The sequence below is a fragment of the Mycobacterium sp. HM-7 genome (assembly GCF_053852335.1).
In genome coordinates this window covers 2,925,385-2,941,008 of the sequence record NZ_CM132657.1, presented here as the reverse complement: position 1 = coordinate 2,941,008, position 15,624 = coordinate 2,925,385, and the positions used below count along the sequence as shown (strand labels likewise).

14 protein-coding genes and 1 pseudogene are annotated in these 15,624 nt (G+C 64.9%); 7 read left to right on the top strand and 8 right to left on the bottom strand.

All coding sequences use genetic code 11. From position 1 onward, the window contains the following. Nucleotides 1-32 precede the first annotated feature (32 nt). A complete protein-coding gene (locus ACWW1C_RS14170; RefSeq protein WP_455984014.1) occupies nucleotides 33-1,043 on the bottom strand; it encodes an AraC family transcriptional regulator in 1,011 nt (336 codons plus the stop codon). A gap of 186 nt (nucleotides 1,044-1,229) precedes the next feature. Between ACWW1C_RS14170 and ACWW1C_RS14165 the strand changes: the two are divergent. From ACWW1C_RS14165 to ACWW1C_RS14155, 3 genes and pseudogenes are all read left to right on the top strand, one after another. Beyond that, nucleotides 1,230-2,633: pseudogene (locus tag ACWW1C_RS14165) on the top strand (cytochrome P450); the annotation flags it as partial. 39 nt (nucleotides 2,634-2,672) lie between these two features. Further along, nucleotides 2,673-3,158, top strand: a complete 486-nt coding sequence (locus tag ACWW1C_RS14160) for a DinB family protein (protein WP_455984013.1) — start codon at nucleotides 2,673-2,675, stop codon at nucleotides 3,156-3,158. 65 nt (nucleotides 3,159-3,223) lie between these two features. Then, complete coding sequence (locus ACWW1C_RS14155) at nucleotides 3,224-4,123, top strand: phenylalanine 4-monooxygenase (protein ID WP_455984012.1); 900 nt, start codon at nucleotides 3,224-3,226, stop codon at nucleotides 4,121-4,123. Here ACWW1C_RS14155 and fahA read toward each other — a convergent pair. Genes fahA through ACWW1C_RS14135 form a run of 4 tightly spaced genes read right to left on the bottom strand, consistent with a single transcriptional unit; the run spans nucleotide 4,110 to nucleotide 9,410 of the window. Further along, nucleotides 4,110-5,426: a fumarylacetoacetase gene (fahA, locus tag ACWW1C_RS14150; protein ID WP_455984011.1), complete on the bottom strand. Its 1,317-nt coding sequence runs from the start codon at nucleotides 5,424-5,426 to the stop codon at nucleotides 4,110-4,112. The two genes, ACWW1C_RS14155 and fahA, sit on opposite strands and share 14 nt — an antisense overlap. Further along, nucleotides 5,423-6,727, bottom strand: a complete 1,305-nt coding sequence (hmgA, locus tag ACWW1C_RS14145; RefSeq protein WP_455984010.1) for a homogentisate 1,2-dioxygenase — start codon at nucleotides 6,725-6,727, stop codon at nucleotides 5,423-5,425. The genes fahA and hmgA overlap by 4 nt, the downstream gene beginning before the upstream one ends. Continuing rightward, entirely contained in the window at nucleotides 6,727-7,944 is a 1,218-nt protein-coding gene (hppD, locus tag ACWW1C_RS14140) for a 4-hydroxyphenylpyruvate dioxygenase (RefSeq protein WP_455984009.1), read from the bottom strand. Before hppD ends, hmgA begins: the two co-directional genes overlap by 1 nt. Nucleotides 7,945-8,000: 56 nt before the next feature. Then, nucleotides 8,001-9,410 carry a DHA2 family efflux MFS transporter permease subunit gene (locus ACWW1C_RS14135; RefSeq protein ID WP_455984008.1) on the bottom strand — a complete coding sequence of 470 codons (1,410 nt, stop codon included), beginning with the start codon at nucleotides 9,408-9,410 and terminating at the stop codon, nucleotides 8,001-8,003. Between the two features lie 348 nt (nucleotides 9,411-9,758). Between ACWW1C_RS14135 and ACWW1C_RS14130 the strand changes: the two genes are divergently transcribed. Then, entirely contained in the window at nucleotides 9,759-10,913 is a 1,155-nt protein-coding gene (locus ACWW1C_RS14130) for a serine hydrolase domain-containing protein (RefSeq protein WP_455984007.1), read from the top strand. 16 nt (nucleotides 10,914-10,929) lie between these two features. Here ACWW1C_RS14130 and ACWW1C_RS14125 read toward each other — a convergent pair whose 3' ends face one another. Together ACWW1C_RS14125 and ACWW1C_RS14120 are read right to left on the bottom strand one after the other, a co-directional pair. Beyond that, nucleotides 10,930-12,249 (bottom strand): cytochrome P450, encoded by a 1,320-nt coding sequence (locus tag ACWW1C_RS14125; protein WP_455984006.1) that lies wholly within the window; start codon nucleotides 12,247-12,249, stop codon nucleotides 10,930-10,932. Nucleotides 12,250-12,324: 75 nt separating this feature from the next. After that, on the bottom strand, nucleotides 12,325-12,756 hold the full coding sequence (locus ACWW1C_RS14120) for a nuclear transport factor 2 family protein (RefSeq protein ID WP_455984005.1): 432 nt from the start codon (nucleotides 12,754-12,756) through the stop codon (nucleotides 12,325-12,327). 64 nt (nucleotides 12,757-12,820) lie between these two features. Between ACWW1C_RS14120 and ACWW1C_RS14115 the strand changes: the two genes are divergently transcribed. The 3 genes from ACWW1C_RS14115 to ACWW1C_RS14105 all read left to right on the top strand — a co-directional run bounded on the left by ACWW1C_RS14115 (nucleotide 12,821) and on the right by ACWW1C_RS14105 (nucleotide 15,176). Continuing rightward, nucleotides 12,821-13,564 (top strand): ArsR/SmtB family transcription factor, encoded by a 744-nt coding sequence (locus ACWW1C_RS14115; RefSeq protein ID WP_455984004.1) that lies wholly within the window; start codon nucleotides 12,821-12,823, stop codon nucleotides 13,562-13,564. Between the two features lie 180 nt (nucleotides 13,565-13,744). Next, nucleotides 13,745-14,491: an alpha/beta hydrolase gene (locus ACWW1C_RS14110; protein WP_455984003.1), complete on the top strand. Its 747-nt coding sequence runs from the start codon at nucleotides 13,745-13,747 to the stop codon at nucleotides 14,489-14,491. A gap of 82 nt (nucleotides 14,492-14,573) precedes the next feature. Next, nucleotides 14,574-15,176 (top strand): LGFP repeat-containing protein, encoded by a 603-nt coding sequence (locus tag ACWW1C_RS14105; RefSeq protein ID WP_455984002.1) that lies wholly within the window; start codon nucleotides 14,574-14,576, stop codon nucleotides 15,174-15,176. On the opposite strand, the gene ACWW1C_RS14100 is transcribed toward ACWW1C_RS14105, so the two are convergent. After that, nucleotides 15,145-15,582 carry a type II toxin-antitoxin system VapC family toxin gene (locus ACWW1C_RS14100; RefSeq protein ID WP_455984001.1) on the bottom strand — a complete coding sequence of 146 codons (438 nt, stop codon included), beginning with the start codon at nucleotides 15,580-15,582 and terminating at the stop codon, nucleotides 15,145-15,147. The two genes, ACWW1C_RS14105 and ACWW1C_RS14100, sit on opposite strands and share 32 nt — an antisense overlap. Nucleotides 15,583-15,624: the final 42 nt, after the last annotated feature.

Here is a 15,624-nt window from a genome sequence, read left to right as displayed (position 1 = left end):
CGCGGCTGGGCAAGACTCTTCGGACGGCCCCATCAGACGCGAGACGCGCGGAAGGCCCGGGGGCTCATCCCGTGCCAGCGGCGGAACGCCTGCGAGAAGCTCGACAACTCGACGTACCCGAGTCGACTCGCCGTCTCGGCCACCGTCAGGCGTCCTCCGATCAGCATTTCCTCCGAGAGCCGCTGCCGGATCTCGTCGAGGAGTTCACGATAAGACGTACCTTCGGCGCCGAGCCGGTGGCGCAACGTCCGCGGACTCATCAGCAGGGTGTGGGCGATATCGTGTGCGCTCGGCGGCCGCGCCGGTGATGCCAGCAGCAGATCGCGAACCTGCCCTGACAGCCCGGTCCGGCTACGCCGTTCTTCGAGGAGATTGCGGCACTGCTCCTGTGTGGCCGCGGAGTTGTACGCGTTGGCTTGGGGCAGTGGGAGATCCAGCAGTCCGACGGGCAGAATCAGCAGATTTTCCGGCGCATCGAACTGCGGTTCGGTGTCGAACGCCGCGACGTACCGGTCGAGGTTGGCCGGGCGACCATGCCTGAACTGAACACCGAAGGGCGGCAGGTCCACCGACAGTTCCCGTTTGATCACCGAGATCGCCGTGGCCAACCGGTCGATATCGAACCGCCGGACACGATCCGGTGTGCCGGGAGCATCCAGAACGAACTGGAATTCGTCACCGACGACTCGGGTGCGGAAGGTAGAAGAGGCGAATGTCAGGTCGAGATACCGCAGTCCGACATCGATCGCGCTGCGTAGATTCGGACTGCTGATCAAGGCGAACCCGTAGATTCCGTAGGTGGCGAGCCGATAGCGGAGTCCCACCTCGACGCCGAGATCGTCGGGATAGTCAAGTGCCTCAAGTAGATTCGTCACGACAGTCAGTTCCTGGCGTGCGGTGACCTCAGCGTTCGGACTCTGCAGACCGCGGACGGTCAGGCGAGAGCCCGCCAGGCAGGTTTCCGGGCTGACGCCACGCTCGCCGGCCAGGCCGAGCAGCACACCGACGCTTGCCGGCGTGCGAGGGATGTCCCAGTCAACCACGTTGCCAAATCTAGTAAGTCGCTGAACGGAGATCGGTCAGTTCATCGAATTGGTGCCGCCGAAGCTTGCCATACCACTCCTGACATTGCCACTTCGAGTAAGTATTCGGCCACTCAGGGTATCCCAGCTGCAGCTTTTCATTCGTAGCGTGATTGCCAGCGAATAGTCATAAAGGAGTAGCAGCTCATGAACATTCTCGATCAGGCACTCACCAAGGCGCAGGAAGCGATCCTCGATCCCGTGCTCAACCGGGCGCAGGCGACGATCCCAATGCCGTTGCAGATCAAGGGCATGCACCTCTATCAGAAGACGAAGAAGTCTGTGGTCGGCGACAAGTCGCCGGTCTTCGTCGAACGCCCGATTCCCCCTGTCGAGGAAGTCGAGCTGGCTGACATCGACGTCAGCAACCCGTTCATGTTCCGCCAGGGCCGCTGGCAGTCCTACTTCAAGCGGCTCCGCGACGAGGCGCCGGTGCACTACCAGCCGAACAGCCCGTTCGGGCCCTTCTGGTCGATCACCCGGTACGACGACATCGTCACCGTCGACAAGGACAACGAACGGTTCTCCGCGGAGCCGCAGATCATCATCGGCAATACGCCCGAGGGGCTGGACGTCGAGATGTTCATCGCCATGGACCCACCGCGTCACGAACAGCAGCGCGGAGCGGTCCAGGGCGTGGTGGCGCCCCAGAACCTCCAGGAAATGGAAGAGCTCATCCGGACCCGGGTGCGAGAGGTCCTCGACGGGCTGCCGGAGGACACGCCGTTCGACTGGGTCGACACCGTTTCGATCGAACTGACCTCACGCATGCTGGCCACCCTGCTCGACTTTCCCTACGACGAGCGCCGCAAGCTGGTGTACTGGACCGACACCGTCGCCGGCAGCGCCTCGGCCACCGGCGGCGAAGCCGACATGGACGAGATGTTCAGCGCAGCAGCCGATATGGCGCGCGCTTTCAGTGCCCTTTGGTACGACAAGAAGGCGCGGCTGGCGGCAGGTGAAAAACCTGGCTTCGACCTCATCGCGCTCATGCAGTCGTCCGAGGACACCAAGGACCTGATCGAGCGGCCGATGGAGTTCCTCGGCAACCTGATCCTGCTGATCGTGGGCGGCAATGACACCACCCGCAATTCGATGACCGGTGGTGTGCTCGCGCTGAACCAGAATCCCGACGAGTTCGCGCGGCTGAAGGCCGATCCGGGCCTCATCACCAAGGCGGTCCACGAGATCATCCGCTGGCAGACCCCGCTGGCGTACATGCGCCGCGTCGCCAAGCAGGACACCATCCTGAACGGGCAGTTCATCCGCAAGGGCGACAAACTCGTCATGTGGTACGCCTCGGCCAACCGCGACGAGCGCAAGTTCGAGAATCCGGACGACTTCATCATCGGTCGCCACAACGCCCGCCATCACCTGGCATTCGGCATCGGCATCCACCGCTGCATGGGCAGCCGTCTCGCCGAACTGCAGCTCAAGATCCTGTGGGAGGAGCTGCTGGCGCGATTCGAGAACATCGAGGTCGTGGGCGAGCCCGAGTACACGCAATCCAACTTCGTGAAGGGCTACGCCAAGATGATGGTGAAGGTCACCAGGAAGCAGGCGGCCGCCACGGTGTGATGGGAGACGGCGATGGGCTCGTTCGATGCACTGCTGGGCGACGAACGGGCCCAGTTCAACGCTTTCCTGGAAGACTATCGCCGGGCCATCGAGCTGACTCTCGACGGCCTCACCGAGGAGGAGTCCCGCCGGCGGCTTGTGCCGTCGGCGACGACGCTCCTCGGGTTGCTCAAGCACGTCACCTGGATGCAGCGCGTGTGGTTCGAGGAATGCGTCGGCGGCAGCTCCCGACAGGCCCTTGGCTTGGTGCAGAGCGTCGACGAGTCCTTCCAGCTCGGAAGCGACGACACGATCGCCACCATCCTCGCCGCGCACCGTGACGTCTGTGAGACAGCGCGGGCAGCGGTTGCCGACCTCCCGCTGGACACCGTCGTCACGGGACACCGGGGCGGGCCGCGAACCTTGCGATGGGTCATGCTGCAAGTCCTGCGCGAGCTGGCGCACCACTGCGGGCACGCCGACATCCTGCGCGAACAGGTGCTTGCCAGTCGCGAGTAATCAGCGCGCATATCCTGGTTGATAGACGCCGCTCTGTGCGACGCCCGGACCTCCGGGAGGCAGCGATGTTCGAGGAAGCGCAGCTGTACGCGCCGGTGACGCGCTCGGAAGATGGGGTCACCGTTCATCTGGCCGCCGATCATCCCGGCGCTGTCGACCCGGAATACCGTGCCCGCCGCAACGCAATTGCCGCGCTCGCCATGGATTGGCAGGCAGGGACGCCACCACCCATCGCGAGTTACACCGACGACGAGCAGGAAGTCTGGCGCATCGCCTGCGCCGAGCTGCACCGGCTGCACCAGCGCCGGGCCTGTGCCGAGTACCTGCAGGGCAGGGAGCGGCTCGGACTTCCCGAGGATCGGATCCCGCAACTCGTCGACGTCAACGAGATGCTGGGGCCCCTCACCGGCTTTCAGTACGTGCCTGCCGCCGGTTTGGTGCCGTTACGCGAGTTCTACGGACTCCTCGCTGACGGAATCTTCCACTCCACCCAGTACATCCGGCACCATTCCGTGCCGCTCTATACGCCCGAGCCCGATCTGATCCACGAGGTGGTGGGCCACGGCAACTGCCTTGCACATGACCGTTTCGCGGCGCTGTACCGGCTTGCCGGCCAGGCGGCGCAGCGGGTGAAAAGCACTGAGGCACTTGAGTTCATCTCGAAAGTGTTCTGGTTCTCCCTGGAATTCGGTGTGGTCCGTCAGCACGGCGAGGTACGCGCCTATGGCGCGGGCCTGCTGTCGTCATTCGGGGAGATCCAGCAGATCGATGTGGCCGATCTGCGACCACTGAACATTGCCCGCATGGGTGTGCAGACCTACGACATCACGCGCTACCAGCCGATTCTATTCTGTGCCAGGGGATTCGATGAGATCGAAGACGTCGTCGGTGGGTTCTTCGCCGACGTCGACGACAACATGGTGGAGCGCCTGGCGCACGACGCGTCTCAGGTCACGGGTAGGTGATCGCCGACTGGACGACGGCGACGCATTCACCGAAGCCGATGGCGGCTGCGCCGGGGCGCTGAGCCCGGGCCGTCAGCATGACTTCGTCACCATCTTCGAGGAACGTGCGGGTTTCGCCGTTGGGCAGCGTGATTGGGGCAGTGCCGCCACGACTGAGCTCCATCAGGCTGCCTTCAGAGCCGGCCTCCGGCCCGGACAGAGTGCCGGTGCCGAGCAGGTCACCAGGCTGGAGATTGCATCCGTTGCTGGTGTGGTGAGCGACCATTTGCGCGACGCTCCAGTACATGTGGCGACTCGATGAGCGTGAAATCCGGTATGGCGGGCTGCCGTCTTCGCGCATCTTTGCGGTACGAATGAGGGCCTGCAACTCGATGTCGAGACCACCACCGGCACGGTGTGGCGGACTGTCGAGGTAAGACAGAGGAGCGGGGTCACCCTCGGGACGATCGACCGGAATCCGGAACGGCGCCAAGGCGTCTGGAGTGATGACCCAAGGCGATACCGTGGTGGCGAAGCTCTTGGCGAGGAATGGGCCGAGGGGCTGATACTCCCAAGCTTGCACGTCGCGGGCGGACCAGTCGTCGAGCAAGCAGTATCCGGCGACGTGCGATTGCGCCTCGTCGAGACGCACCGGTTCGCCGGGACGATTTCCCGGGCCGATCCACACCCCGAGTTCCAGCTCGAAGTCCAGCCGCCGGGTGGGCGCCAGCACAGGTGCCGACATCTCGGCGGTCTTCAGTTGCCCATGCGGCCGGGTGACCGGAGTGCCGCTGACCCGCACGCTGGAGGCACGCCCGTGATAGCCGATCGGCACCCATTTGTAGTTGGGCAGCAGGGGAGCGTCGGGCCGGAACAGCGCGCCGATGTTGCTGGCGTGATGGATGCCGACGTAGAAGTCGGTGTAGTCCCCGATGCGGGCGGGCAGCAGGACGTCGACGTCATGCAGCGGGGTCAGGAAACCGGCCACGGTCTGTTGGTGTTGTGCGCCCGCGGCGAGCAGTACGTGCAGGGCTCTGCGCAGAGCTGCGCGCGGGCCGGATCCCAAGGCGAACAAGGCGTTCAGCGTTCCCTGGGCCGCAGCTTCGGCAGCCACCTGTGCTTCGCCGGTAAGCAGCCCCGATGCCGCCAGTCCGCTCAGATCCAGGACCATGTCGCCGATCCGCACGACGCCGGACGGGTCGGCGTCAGGACCGGCCACCACACCGAACGGGAGATTCTGCAGCGGAAAGTCACTGTCGGAGCCCGCGGAGGCGACCCAACTACGTCGCCCCGGGTCATGAGTGAAATCCAGTGCCGGCGTCACGGTTTGCCCGGGTCGAATCGTTTGGCCAGGCCACGCCAGCAGTCCGCGTAGTCCTGTTGTCGCTGAGGATGATTCGCGGCGTACGCGGTGACCTTCTGCGGATACCGGGTTTCGAACATGAACGCGAGGGTGTTCCCCTGCTTCACCGGTTTCAGTTCTTCGGTGCTCGCGGCGTGAAAAGCGTTGGCGTCGGGCCCATGTGGGGTCATGCCGTTGTGCAGGCTGACACCACCGGGCACGAAGCCGTTCGGTTTGGCGTCGTATACACCGTGCACGAGTCCCATGAATTCGCTCATGACGTTCATGTGGTACCAGGGCGGCCGGAAGGTGTCCTCGGCGACCATCCACCGCTCGGGGAAACAGACGAAGTCGACGTTGGCGGTTCCCGGTGTCTCACTCGGCGAGGTCAGCACCGTGAAGATCGACGGATCGGCATGATCGAACAGCACCGGGCCGACGGGGGAGAAGCGCCGCATGTCGTACTTGTAGGGTGCGTAATTGCCATGCCAGGCAACGACATCCAGTGGCGACTGGTTCACTTCGGCCCGCCACAACGTCCCGCCCCATTTCACATACAACGTGGACGGGACGTCGCGGTCTTCATAGGCCGCGACCGGCGTCAGGAAGTCTCGCGAATTCGCCAGACAGTTGGCGCCGATCGGGCCGCGCTCCGGCAGAGCGAAAGAGCCGCCGTAGTTTTCGCACAGGTAGCCACGGGCCGGACCGTCGGGCACCTCGATACGCATTTTCACGCCACGCGGAATCACGACGATCTCGCAGGGCTCGGCGTCGATGACGCCGAACTCGGTCCAGAACCGAACCTTGTTGTGCTCCAGGACGAACAGCATTTCGGCGTCGCCGTTGTAGAAGTAGGCGTCCACCATCGACGACGTGATGGAGTAGATGCTGCAAGCAAATCCGGTACGGGTGCTGGTGTCTCCACCGGTGGTGATGGTGCGGACTCCGGTGATGAACGTCGTGTCCTCAACAGCCGGATCCGGCATCGGCAAGGGGTTCCAGCGCATTTGGGCGACGGGAACCGGTGGTGCGTCATCGGGAGCGGAGCGCCAGTGTTCGGTGGGAACGGCTGTGAAATTGCCCCAGTGGGCCACGCTCGGCCGGATGCGGTACAGCCAGGATCGCTTGTTGGCGGCGCGAGGCGCGGTGAACGGTGACCCGCTGAGCTGTTCGGCGTAGAGGCCGTAGGCGCACTGCTGCGGAGAGTTGCGGCCGACGGGCAACGCGCCGGGCAATGCCTCGGTTTCGAAGCTGTTGCCGAAGCCGGACTGGTAGGCGGCCATCACAGGTTCCCGCGCTTGTCCTGCTCACGTTCGATGGACTCGAAGAGCGCCTTGAAGTTGCCCTTGCCGAAACCCAGTGAGCCGTGGCGTTCGATGAGTTCGAAGAAGACAGTCGGACGGTCACCGAGCGGCTTGGTGAAGATCTGCAGCAGGTACCCATCCTCGTCGCGGTCGACCAGGATGCCGCGCTGCTGCAGTTCCTCCACGGGCACGCGCACCTCGCCGATGCGGGCCCGCAGTTCGGGGTCCTCGTAGTAGGTGTCCGGGGTGTCGAGGAATTGCACGCCGGCTCTGCGGAGTTCGTCGACGCTGCTCAGGATGTCGTTCGTGGCCAATGCAAGGTGCTGAACGCCGGGGCCGCGGTAGAACTCGAGGTACTCGTCGATCTGAGACTTGCGCTTGGCCACCGCGGGTTCGTTGAGGGGAAATTTGACGCGATGGTTGCCGTTGGCGACCACCTTCGACATCAGCGCCGAGTAGTCGGTGGCGATGTCGTCGCCGATGAACTCGGCCAGGTTCACGAACCCCATGACGCGGTTGTAGAAGCCGACCCACTCGTCCATCTTGCCGAGTTCCACATTGCCGACGACGTGATCCAAGGCCTGGAAAAGCCGCGGGAGAGCATCGTCACGTTTGACATAGCCGCTCCTGGCCGGCTGATAGCCCGGCAGGTAGGGACCGTCGTAGCGGGCGCCGTCGACCTCGCGCTGCACCAGCGTATGTCGCGTCTGGCCGTAGGCGGCGATCGCCGCAATTCGCACGGTGCCGTACTCGTCAGAGACGTTGGCGGGTTCTTCGAGGACGGTGGCGCCCGCCGCCTTGGCCTGCGCGATGCACTTGTCGACGTCGGGCACTTCCAGCGAGATGTCGACGACGCCGTCGCCGTGGCTGGCGTGGTGAGCCACCAGCGGGCTGTCGGGGCGCACCGCGCCCTTCAGGACGAACCGCACGGATCCGGAACGCAGCACGAAAGCCTTGTGGTCGCGGTTGCCGTTCTCCGGACCTGAGTAGGCCACCAGTTCCATCCCCCACGCGGATTGGAAATAGCTCGATGCCTCGGTGGCATTGCCGACCACGAAAACGATCGCGTCCCAACCGGTTACGGGGAAGGGGTCGTTACTGGGGTCGTACTCCACCAGACCGACCAACTGTTTGAGCTGGTTGACGTCGAGCCGGGCCTGCTTCTCCTGGTCGGTCAGGGTGCTCTGGTTCGTCATGTACATATTCTTCTCCCGATATCGGGAGAAGACGACGAATTCGCGGCCGTGTTGTGTCAGCGGTGGCCGCCACGCTCGCCGGCGGGGACCTCGGCGAGTGCGCAGTGAAAGTGGTGGGCGGGAGGTTCCTCGCTCGGCGCTTCATCGAGCAGGTCATTCGAGATGGTGGCGAAAGCGAGTATGCCGCCGGCGGCGGCAAGTCCGGCCGAGATCAGCATCGCGGTGTGAAAACCGGCGGTGATCGCCGTCGGCGACTGGAAGGCGTCCCCCGTCAGTCCCGCGAGGGGAGGTAGCAGCGCGACGGCGAGGAGTCCCGCGGTGCGCGCGACCGCGTTGTTGACTCCGGAAGCCACACCCGCGTGCCGTTCGTCGGCGGCCGCGAGAGCGGCGGCGGTGACCGGTGCGACTGTGGCAGCCAGGCCCAAACCGAAAACAACCACCGCGGGCAGGATGACGGCGCCGTACGACGCGCCCGGCCCGATGCGGGTCATCAGCACCATGCCGGCCGCGATGACGAGCGGCCCCACCGTGAGCGGCAGGCGCGGGCCGATGCGCTGAGCGAGAGCACCCGATGCCGACGAGAGGGCAAGCATGATCACCGTCACCGGCAGCGAAGCGGCGCCTGCGGCGACGGGCGAGTAGCCGAGGGCGGTTTGCAGGACGACCACCAGGAGAAAGAAGACCCCGCCGAGGGCGGTGTAGACGACGAAGGTGACCGCGTTCGCGCTCGTGAACTGCCGTGCGGAGAAGATATCCAGTGGCAGCATCGGATTCGCGGTGCGCCGTTCGATGAGCACGAACGCGACGACCGCGATGACGCCCAGGGCCCCGGCCATCAGCACCACAGCCGAGTTCCAGCCTCGGTTGGGCCCTTCGACAATCGCGTAGGTCGTACCGGCCAGCCCCAGCGTCGCCGACGTGGCTCCGGCGTAGTCGAGCCGGCCGCCGGCCGACGGATCACGACTCTCCGGCACATGACGCAGTGCGAGCCAGCCGACCAGGCAGCCCAGCGGCACATTGATGAGAAAGATAGTGCGCCAACTGAGCGCTTGCACCAGATAACCACCGAGCAATGGACCGATCGCTGCAGCGACGCCGCCGAGGGCCGACCAGGCGCCGATGGCCTTCCCACGGTCGCCCGGCACGAACGTGGCCTGGATGATGGCGAGGCTGCCCGGGGTCAGCAATGCTCCACCGATACCTTGCAAAGCCCGTGCCGCGATGAGCATTTCGGGATTCGGCGCTGCCGCGCAGAGAGCCGAAGCGACCACGAACCACACCACGCCGACAACGAATACCCGCTTGCGGCCCACGCGGTCACCCAGGCTGCCGGACAGCAATATCAACGCCGCGAGGGTCACTGCGTAGGCACTCACAACCAGCTGCAGTCCGCTGGTTTGAGCGCCCAGGTCGCGACCGATCGCCGGCAACGCAACATTGACCACGGTCGCGTCGAGCTGAGCCATGCCAGAGCCCAGAACTGTTGCGGCAAGAACCCACCGTCCTGCGGCAGTGTCGAAACGTACGCCCGACGGCGTGTTTGCGAGCATTCGAGTTCCCCACTGAATCGCTGTCGTGCTGTGAGTACCGCCTAGGTACGGTTTAAACCTTCGCACACAACGACGGGCGCCGGATAGCTTCGCAGCGTGGCCGCGCCCACGCCGGCAGACGCCTTGGCGGGGAAAGTGATTATCTTGCAGGGTGTTCCACGCGCCTGCGCTGTCGACCTGCCGGTGACGCCCAGCGGGCGGGGATCGTGGACGCGTTACACCAACCAGCCATGTTGTTGCGTCCACCATGCTCTAATGGGTGCCATGGCAGGTCTGACGGAGGGGAGCTTCGATCCGGCGTTCGCCGCTGTGCGAGATGTCTTCGAAGCGAGCTTCGCCGACGGGCAGAACTGGGGCGCGGCGGTCTCTGTCGTGGTCGATGGCAGACCGGTGGTCGATCTGTGGGGCGGGATCGCTGACGTGCGGACTGGCCGCAGCTGGCAACGCGACACAGCTTGCGTCACCTTCTCGTGCACCAAGGCGGTAACCGCCACGGCCGCGCTGATGGTGGCCGAGCGCCACGGTATCGACCTGCAAGCGCCGGTGGTGAGTTGGTGGCCCGAGTACGGCGCGGCGGACAAGAGCGAAACCACGGGTGAGCATCTGCTGTCACACGCTGCCGGCCTACCGGTTGTGGAGCGCCCCGTTTCGATCGAGCAGGCTGCTGATCCGGAACTGATGGCCGGTCTGCTCGCAGATCAGGATCCGTTGTGGGAACCGGGTTCGAAGCACGGCTATCACGCATTCACATTCGGGTGGCTGGCCGGCGAGATCGTACGCCGGCACACCAAGATGACGGTGGGCGATTTCGTTCGATCGCACATCAGTCGAGAGCTCATGATCGGCGGCAGCGCGGCCGCGCTCGACGGCATCGCCCGAACCGGCTTTCCCGACGCCAGCGAACAGCAATGGGCAACGGACACAACCACCATCCCCGCAATAACAGTTGAGCGTCTCGTCGCGGCTTATCGGGATCCGGACTCCTTGTTCACCCGCGCCACCGCCAATCCACCTGCGCGGTACAACCATCCCGACGTGTTGGCGGCCGGCTGGCCGGCGAGCGGGTTGATAACCACAGCGCGCGCACTGGCCGACTTCTACGCGCGCCTCAGTGCCGGCGAGCTGTTGCGTCCGGAGAACCTGGCCGATGCAATCCGCGTGCGGCACAGCGGTTCTGATGCCGTCATGGTTCTCGATTCCAGCTACGGTCTGGGGTACATGCGACCGTCTCAGCTGTTCGATTTTCCCGACAACGCGGGCCCTGGAGCTTTCGGGCATCCTGGTGCCGGTGGCGCGTTCGCCTTTGGTGACGTCGACAATCAGCTGGCGTTCGCTTTCGTGCCCAACCTGCGTCGCGACGCTCTCGCCGGGGATCGTCGGGCAATCGATCTGATCGAAGCGACCTATGCGGCACTGTGAGGCAACCGCCCCGACGTCAGTTCGGACTCACCCTTGACGGCCCAAGGGCGACCGGGAGATAACTGATCCCTCGCAGGAGCGTGCTGTCGTTCATGGTCGGCGTGCCGGCAGTGGTCAGTCGAGGGAATCGTTCGAACAGGGCTTGCAGGCCGATCTGCAGTTCCATGCGCGCCAACGGCGCACCGAGGCAGACATGGCTGCCTGTGCCGAAGCTGACGTGATCGCGGGCATTGGCGCGCGTGGAGTCGAACTGGCCGGGGCATTCGAAGACGGCTGGATCGCGATTGGCGCCGGCGAGGAGCAAGAAGACCGCCGTCCCCTCCCGCACGGTGTATCCACCGACCTGAACTTCCTCAGTCGCCACTCTGACGCCGATCTGGGAGACCGAGTCGTAGCGCAGCATCTCCTCGACGGCGTTGGGCCAACCCTCCGGATGCGTCTGGAGGCGGGCCAGTTGCTCGGGATGACTGATGAGCGCCACGATGGCATTGCCGAATTGGTGTGCGGTGGTGAGGAATCCGGCGCCCAGGAGCAGACCGGCGAAAGTCCGGACCTCGAAGTCGGAGAGATCGGTGTCTTGGACCACCGCGGACAGGATGCTGTCGTCGGCGTCATTCCCGCGGAGCCGCTCGATATGCCGGGCGAGGTAGATTTCGAACTCACGTAGACCAGCGATTGCGGTCTGGAAGTTCCGCCACGACGGCGCTGTGGTGGTGATCAGTTTGGAGGCCAGTTCACCCATTCCGTGAAGGTAGGGCGCCTCCGCGCGGGGAATTCCCAGCATGTCGGCAATGATCTCGATGGGGATTCGGGAGGCGTAGGCGGCCGCCAGATCGCAGTCGCTCCTGCCGTCCTCGAGTTCGTCCAGTAAGCCTTCAGCGACGTCGTGGATGCGTTGTCGCAGCCCGTCGATCGCTTTCGGGGTAAATGCCCGCGATACCAGGCGGCGCAGCCGTGCGTGTTCGGGTTCGTCGACCATCAGCAGCGACGGCGGCTCTACGGGGTTGATCACGCGGGGATTGGTCTTGTCGAACAGTCGCTGGACAGTCCGGAACGGCGACCGATCCCGCGGCTTGGCTGTACGGAACCTGCTGTCGCGCAATACGTCTCGAACGAGCTGCAGATCGGCGGTGACCCACGCGTTGCCCCCGAACGCCGGCGCCATCCGGCCCTGCCGGCGAATCTGCGCAATCAGGTCATACGCATGCTCATGCTGACCGTCATCGAGAAGTAGCTGGGCGAACGGGTCGCCCCGGCGTGCGAGCACCTTCAGTGTTGCGCGGGGGAGCCCGTAGCCCAGAAGCCAGTGCGCCCGGGTCTTGATATCCACATTCACGCTGTTCGCCCCCCACGAATCGGCTACCGCCTCAGGCTAGCCTCGAATGCGGCAGGTCGGTGCGTGGATTCGAGATCACCGGTGATAACTGTCTTCGGCCAGGATCGCGACCCCGCGCCACCCCCAGTAGACGCGGTGAGCCTGGATCAAGCCGTCTTCGATCTCCATGACCTCGACAAAGTCCATCTGCTCGCCGTCCGGCGTCTGCCGCGGATACTCCCAGGTGGCGCGGTGGCCGTCGGTGAAGAAGCCGGCGCGGTAGTACTGCCGCTCGTCCGGGGTACGCGCCACCACCTCGGCCAGGAAGGGCCGCAGTTCTTCATGGCCACGACACACGCCCCGCCCGCCCAGGATATGCGCCGCCACAGGGCTTTCCAGAGTCGCATCGACGGCGTAACAGGCCAATAAGGCATCGGCATCATGGTTGGCCAAGGCCTCTTCCCACGTGCGCGTGACCGCCTCGATGGTCGCGACGTCGACTTCGTCAGAGTTTTCATCAGCACTCATGTCTTCAGGATGCGTCGCCAACACTTCGGCGACGATCGAAGCATTTCGCTTCTATCGTCGGTGTGTGGGTCCAGCGAGTGGTGGCGAACCAGATTTGGCAGCAGTAGCTGCTGCATTCGCAGATGCACGGCGCATCCGGATCCTGCTGGCGTTGGCTGATGGACGCGCGCTTCCGGCCGGTCGACTCGCCCAGGAAGCCGGCGTCGCCGCCTCGACAACCAGCAGTCACCTCGCGCACCTGCTCAGCCATGGGTTGCTCACCGTCGAAGAACATGGCCGGCACCGCTACTACCGGCTGGCGACGCCGCATGTCGAAGGCGTTCTCGAGGCGCTCGCACGCCTTGCGCCGCAACGGCCCATCAACTCTCTACGGGCACATACCCGCGCCCATGCCCTGCGCGCAGCGCGGACGTGTTACGGCCACTTGGCCGGTCAACTGGGTGTCAGCATCTTTCACGGCATGATCGCCCGCGGATGGGTGAGCGGCGGTGACGGGCGGCATCACCCCGAAGAGGGCATCGATCGCCTGTCCGCATCCGGTACGGGGCATCACTACCGCCTCAGCGACGCCGGCGCCGCCGCGCTCGCCGATTGGGGCCTGTCCACGCCGCTGTTGGCCACCGACACCCCATTGCGGTACTGCGTCGACTGGACCGAGCAAGCCCACCACCTCGCCGGACCTCATGGCGCTGCGCTGGCGAACCACCTGTTCGAACGCGGATGGGTCACCAGAGGGAAAGCGCCCCGCTCTGTCACCATCACCGAAGCCGGGCAAGCGCATCTGGAACGGCTGACTCGCCTGGGCTGAAGGCACCGAAACTCGTTGGCGGTCAACGGGTGACCGCTGCTACGTTTCGGGAGGCCGTGCGAAAAGACGAGGAGGTGGGACCCGTGAACATATCGACGTGGGTGCTCCTTTTCGGGGTCACGGTCGGACGATAGGTCGTCCGGGAGCACCGCTCAGCGAGCACTCCCGAAAGGCACGACCATGCACTTCAGTTCCGAACAGCGCCTCGACGACGGCAGCCTCGAACGCGCATTTGCTCTCGACCACATTCCGGGCATTCTGTGGACGCCCAGTTCATCACCGGCCCCGCTGATCTTGCTCGGCCATCCCGGCGGTCTACGCCAGATGTATCCGCGGCTCGCGAACCGTGCCCGGAGCGCCTTGGCGAACGGGTTTGCCGCGGCCACCATCGAGCTTCCCGGTGGTGGTGACCGCCCTCGGTCAGCTGCTGCCGAGCAGGCCCGTGCCGATCTGCACCGTGCGCTGGCAGCCGGTGAGCCCGTCGATGAGATCGTCGACCGGCTCGTCATTCCCCTGGTCGAGGCGGCGGTCCCGGAATGGCAACACGCCCTCGACGAACTTCTCTCACTGCCAGAGCTGAGTGGCCCAATCGGGTACTCGGGCGGGGTGATCGCGATCGGCATCCGTTTGGCGGTGGTCGAACCGCGCATCGCGGCTGCTGGTTTGTTCGCCGGCAGTTTCGTGCCGCGTTCGATGTTCGGCGAGGCTCGCCGGGTCACCATTCCGCTGCACGTCCTGCTGCAGTGGGACGACGAATCAAATGATCGCCAGATGGCGCTCGACCTGTTCGATGCCTTTGGCTCCCAAGAGAAAACACTGCACGCCAACATGGGCGGACACACAGGCGTCCCGCAGTTCGCGGGGGAGGACGCGGCCCGATTCTTCACCAGGCACCTGATGCCGGGCGGTCAGCGCGCGCGGCCCTGAAGTGGCTCGGGTTATGGTCGTGACCGGGTCGGGGGATCAGACGCAACATGACGCACACCACAGGAAACGCGAGAGGAAACCTATGAGGACGATCGCATACCGCCAGGCAGCAGTCGTCGGGCTGGCCGCCGCCGCACTGACCGCCACGGGCTGCAGCAGCGGCATGAATCTCGATGTCTCGGCACAGCCGCAGGTCGCATTGGTTGTTACGTCGGAGGTCCCGGCACCGCCGGCCGAGGTGAAGCTCACCGGGGAGCGGGACGTCGAGGTCACGCTGACCGGCCCGATCGCCGCCAAATATTCGTCGGCGACCGACAAGCAGAAGGCAGCACTCGGCAAGCCGCTGACGGGTGATCACAACGCGGGAACCCGCGACAGTGGCGTCGTGTTCCAGCAATTCCAGGGCGGCGCGATCGTGGCCAAGAACAGCCAGGCAGGCACGCCCGCCTACATCATCTGGGGCAAGATCCGGCAGGCCTGGAACATCCAGCGCGATGCGAACGGCGTGCCATCGGCCACCGGCACCAACGGTTCGGCAGGTCCCTTGGGGGTGGTCACCAGTGACGAGACTCCCGCCGGCGATCAGCTCGTTGCGACTTTCGAGCACGGCAAGATTGCTTACAACTCAACGACCGGTCAGGTCGAGGTGACGGTCAATGGCAAGGTCGTTCCGTCCGGGTTGTAGCCGGCGACGAACGCAGAATCTCAGCCGGTGCCACGGTGGGAACGAATGCGCTTGCGGCTGAGGCCAATTCCTGGTCTGAAGTCGCCAGCGCATCGGCCTGCAGCTGAGTCAGTGCGATGAACTCGGCTCGGTAGGTGTCGGGCCAGTCCAGCTCGGCGGCTATTCGCCATGCGTGATCCTGCAACGATCGGTCGCCGAGGAGCCGGATTCGCAGCCCACGGATCCGGTCGAGCACCTTTCGGCCCGCCCGTTCGTCGATCTCACCGCCGCGCACCGACTCGTACACGAGGGCAAGGACCTGCGAGCGCAGGAGCGTCGGCGCCGCCAGGTTGTGTTGTGACGGAATTGAAGCTCCCGTCGTGGCAAGAAGGATGGCCACCGGCGCATCGATGACGAAAGTTGTCATTTCAGCACCATCGCATGGATTCGCGGCACACCGCGCGGCAAT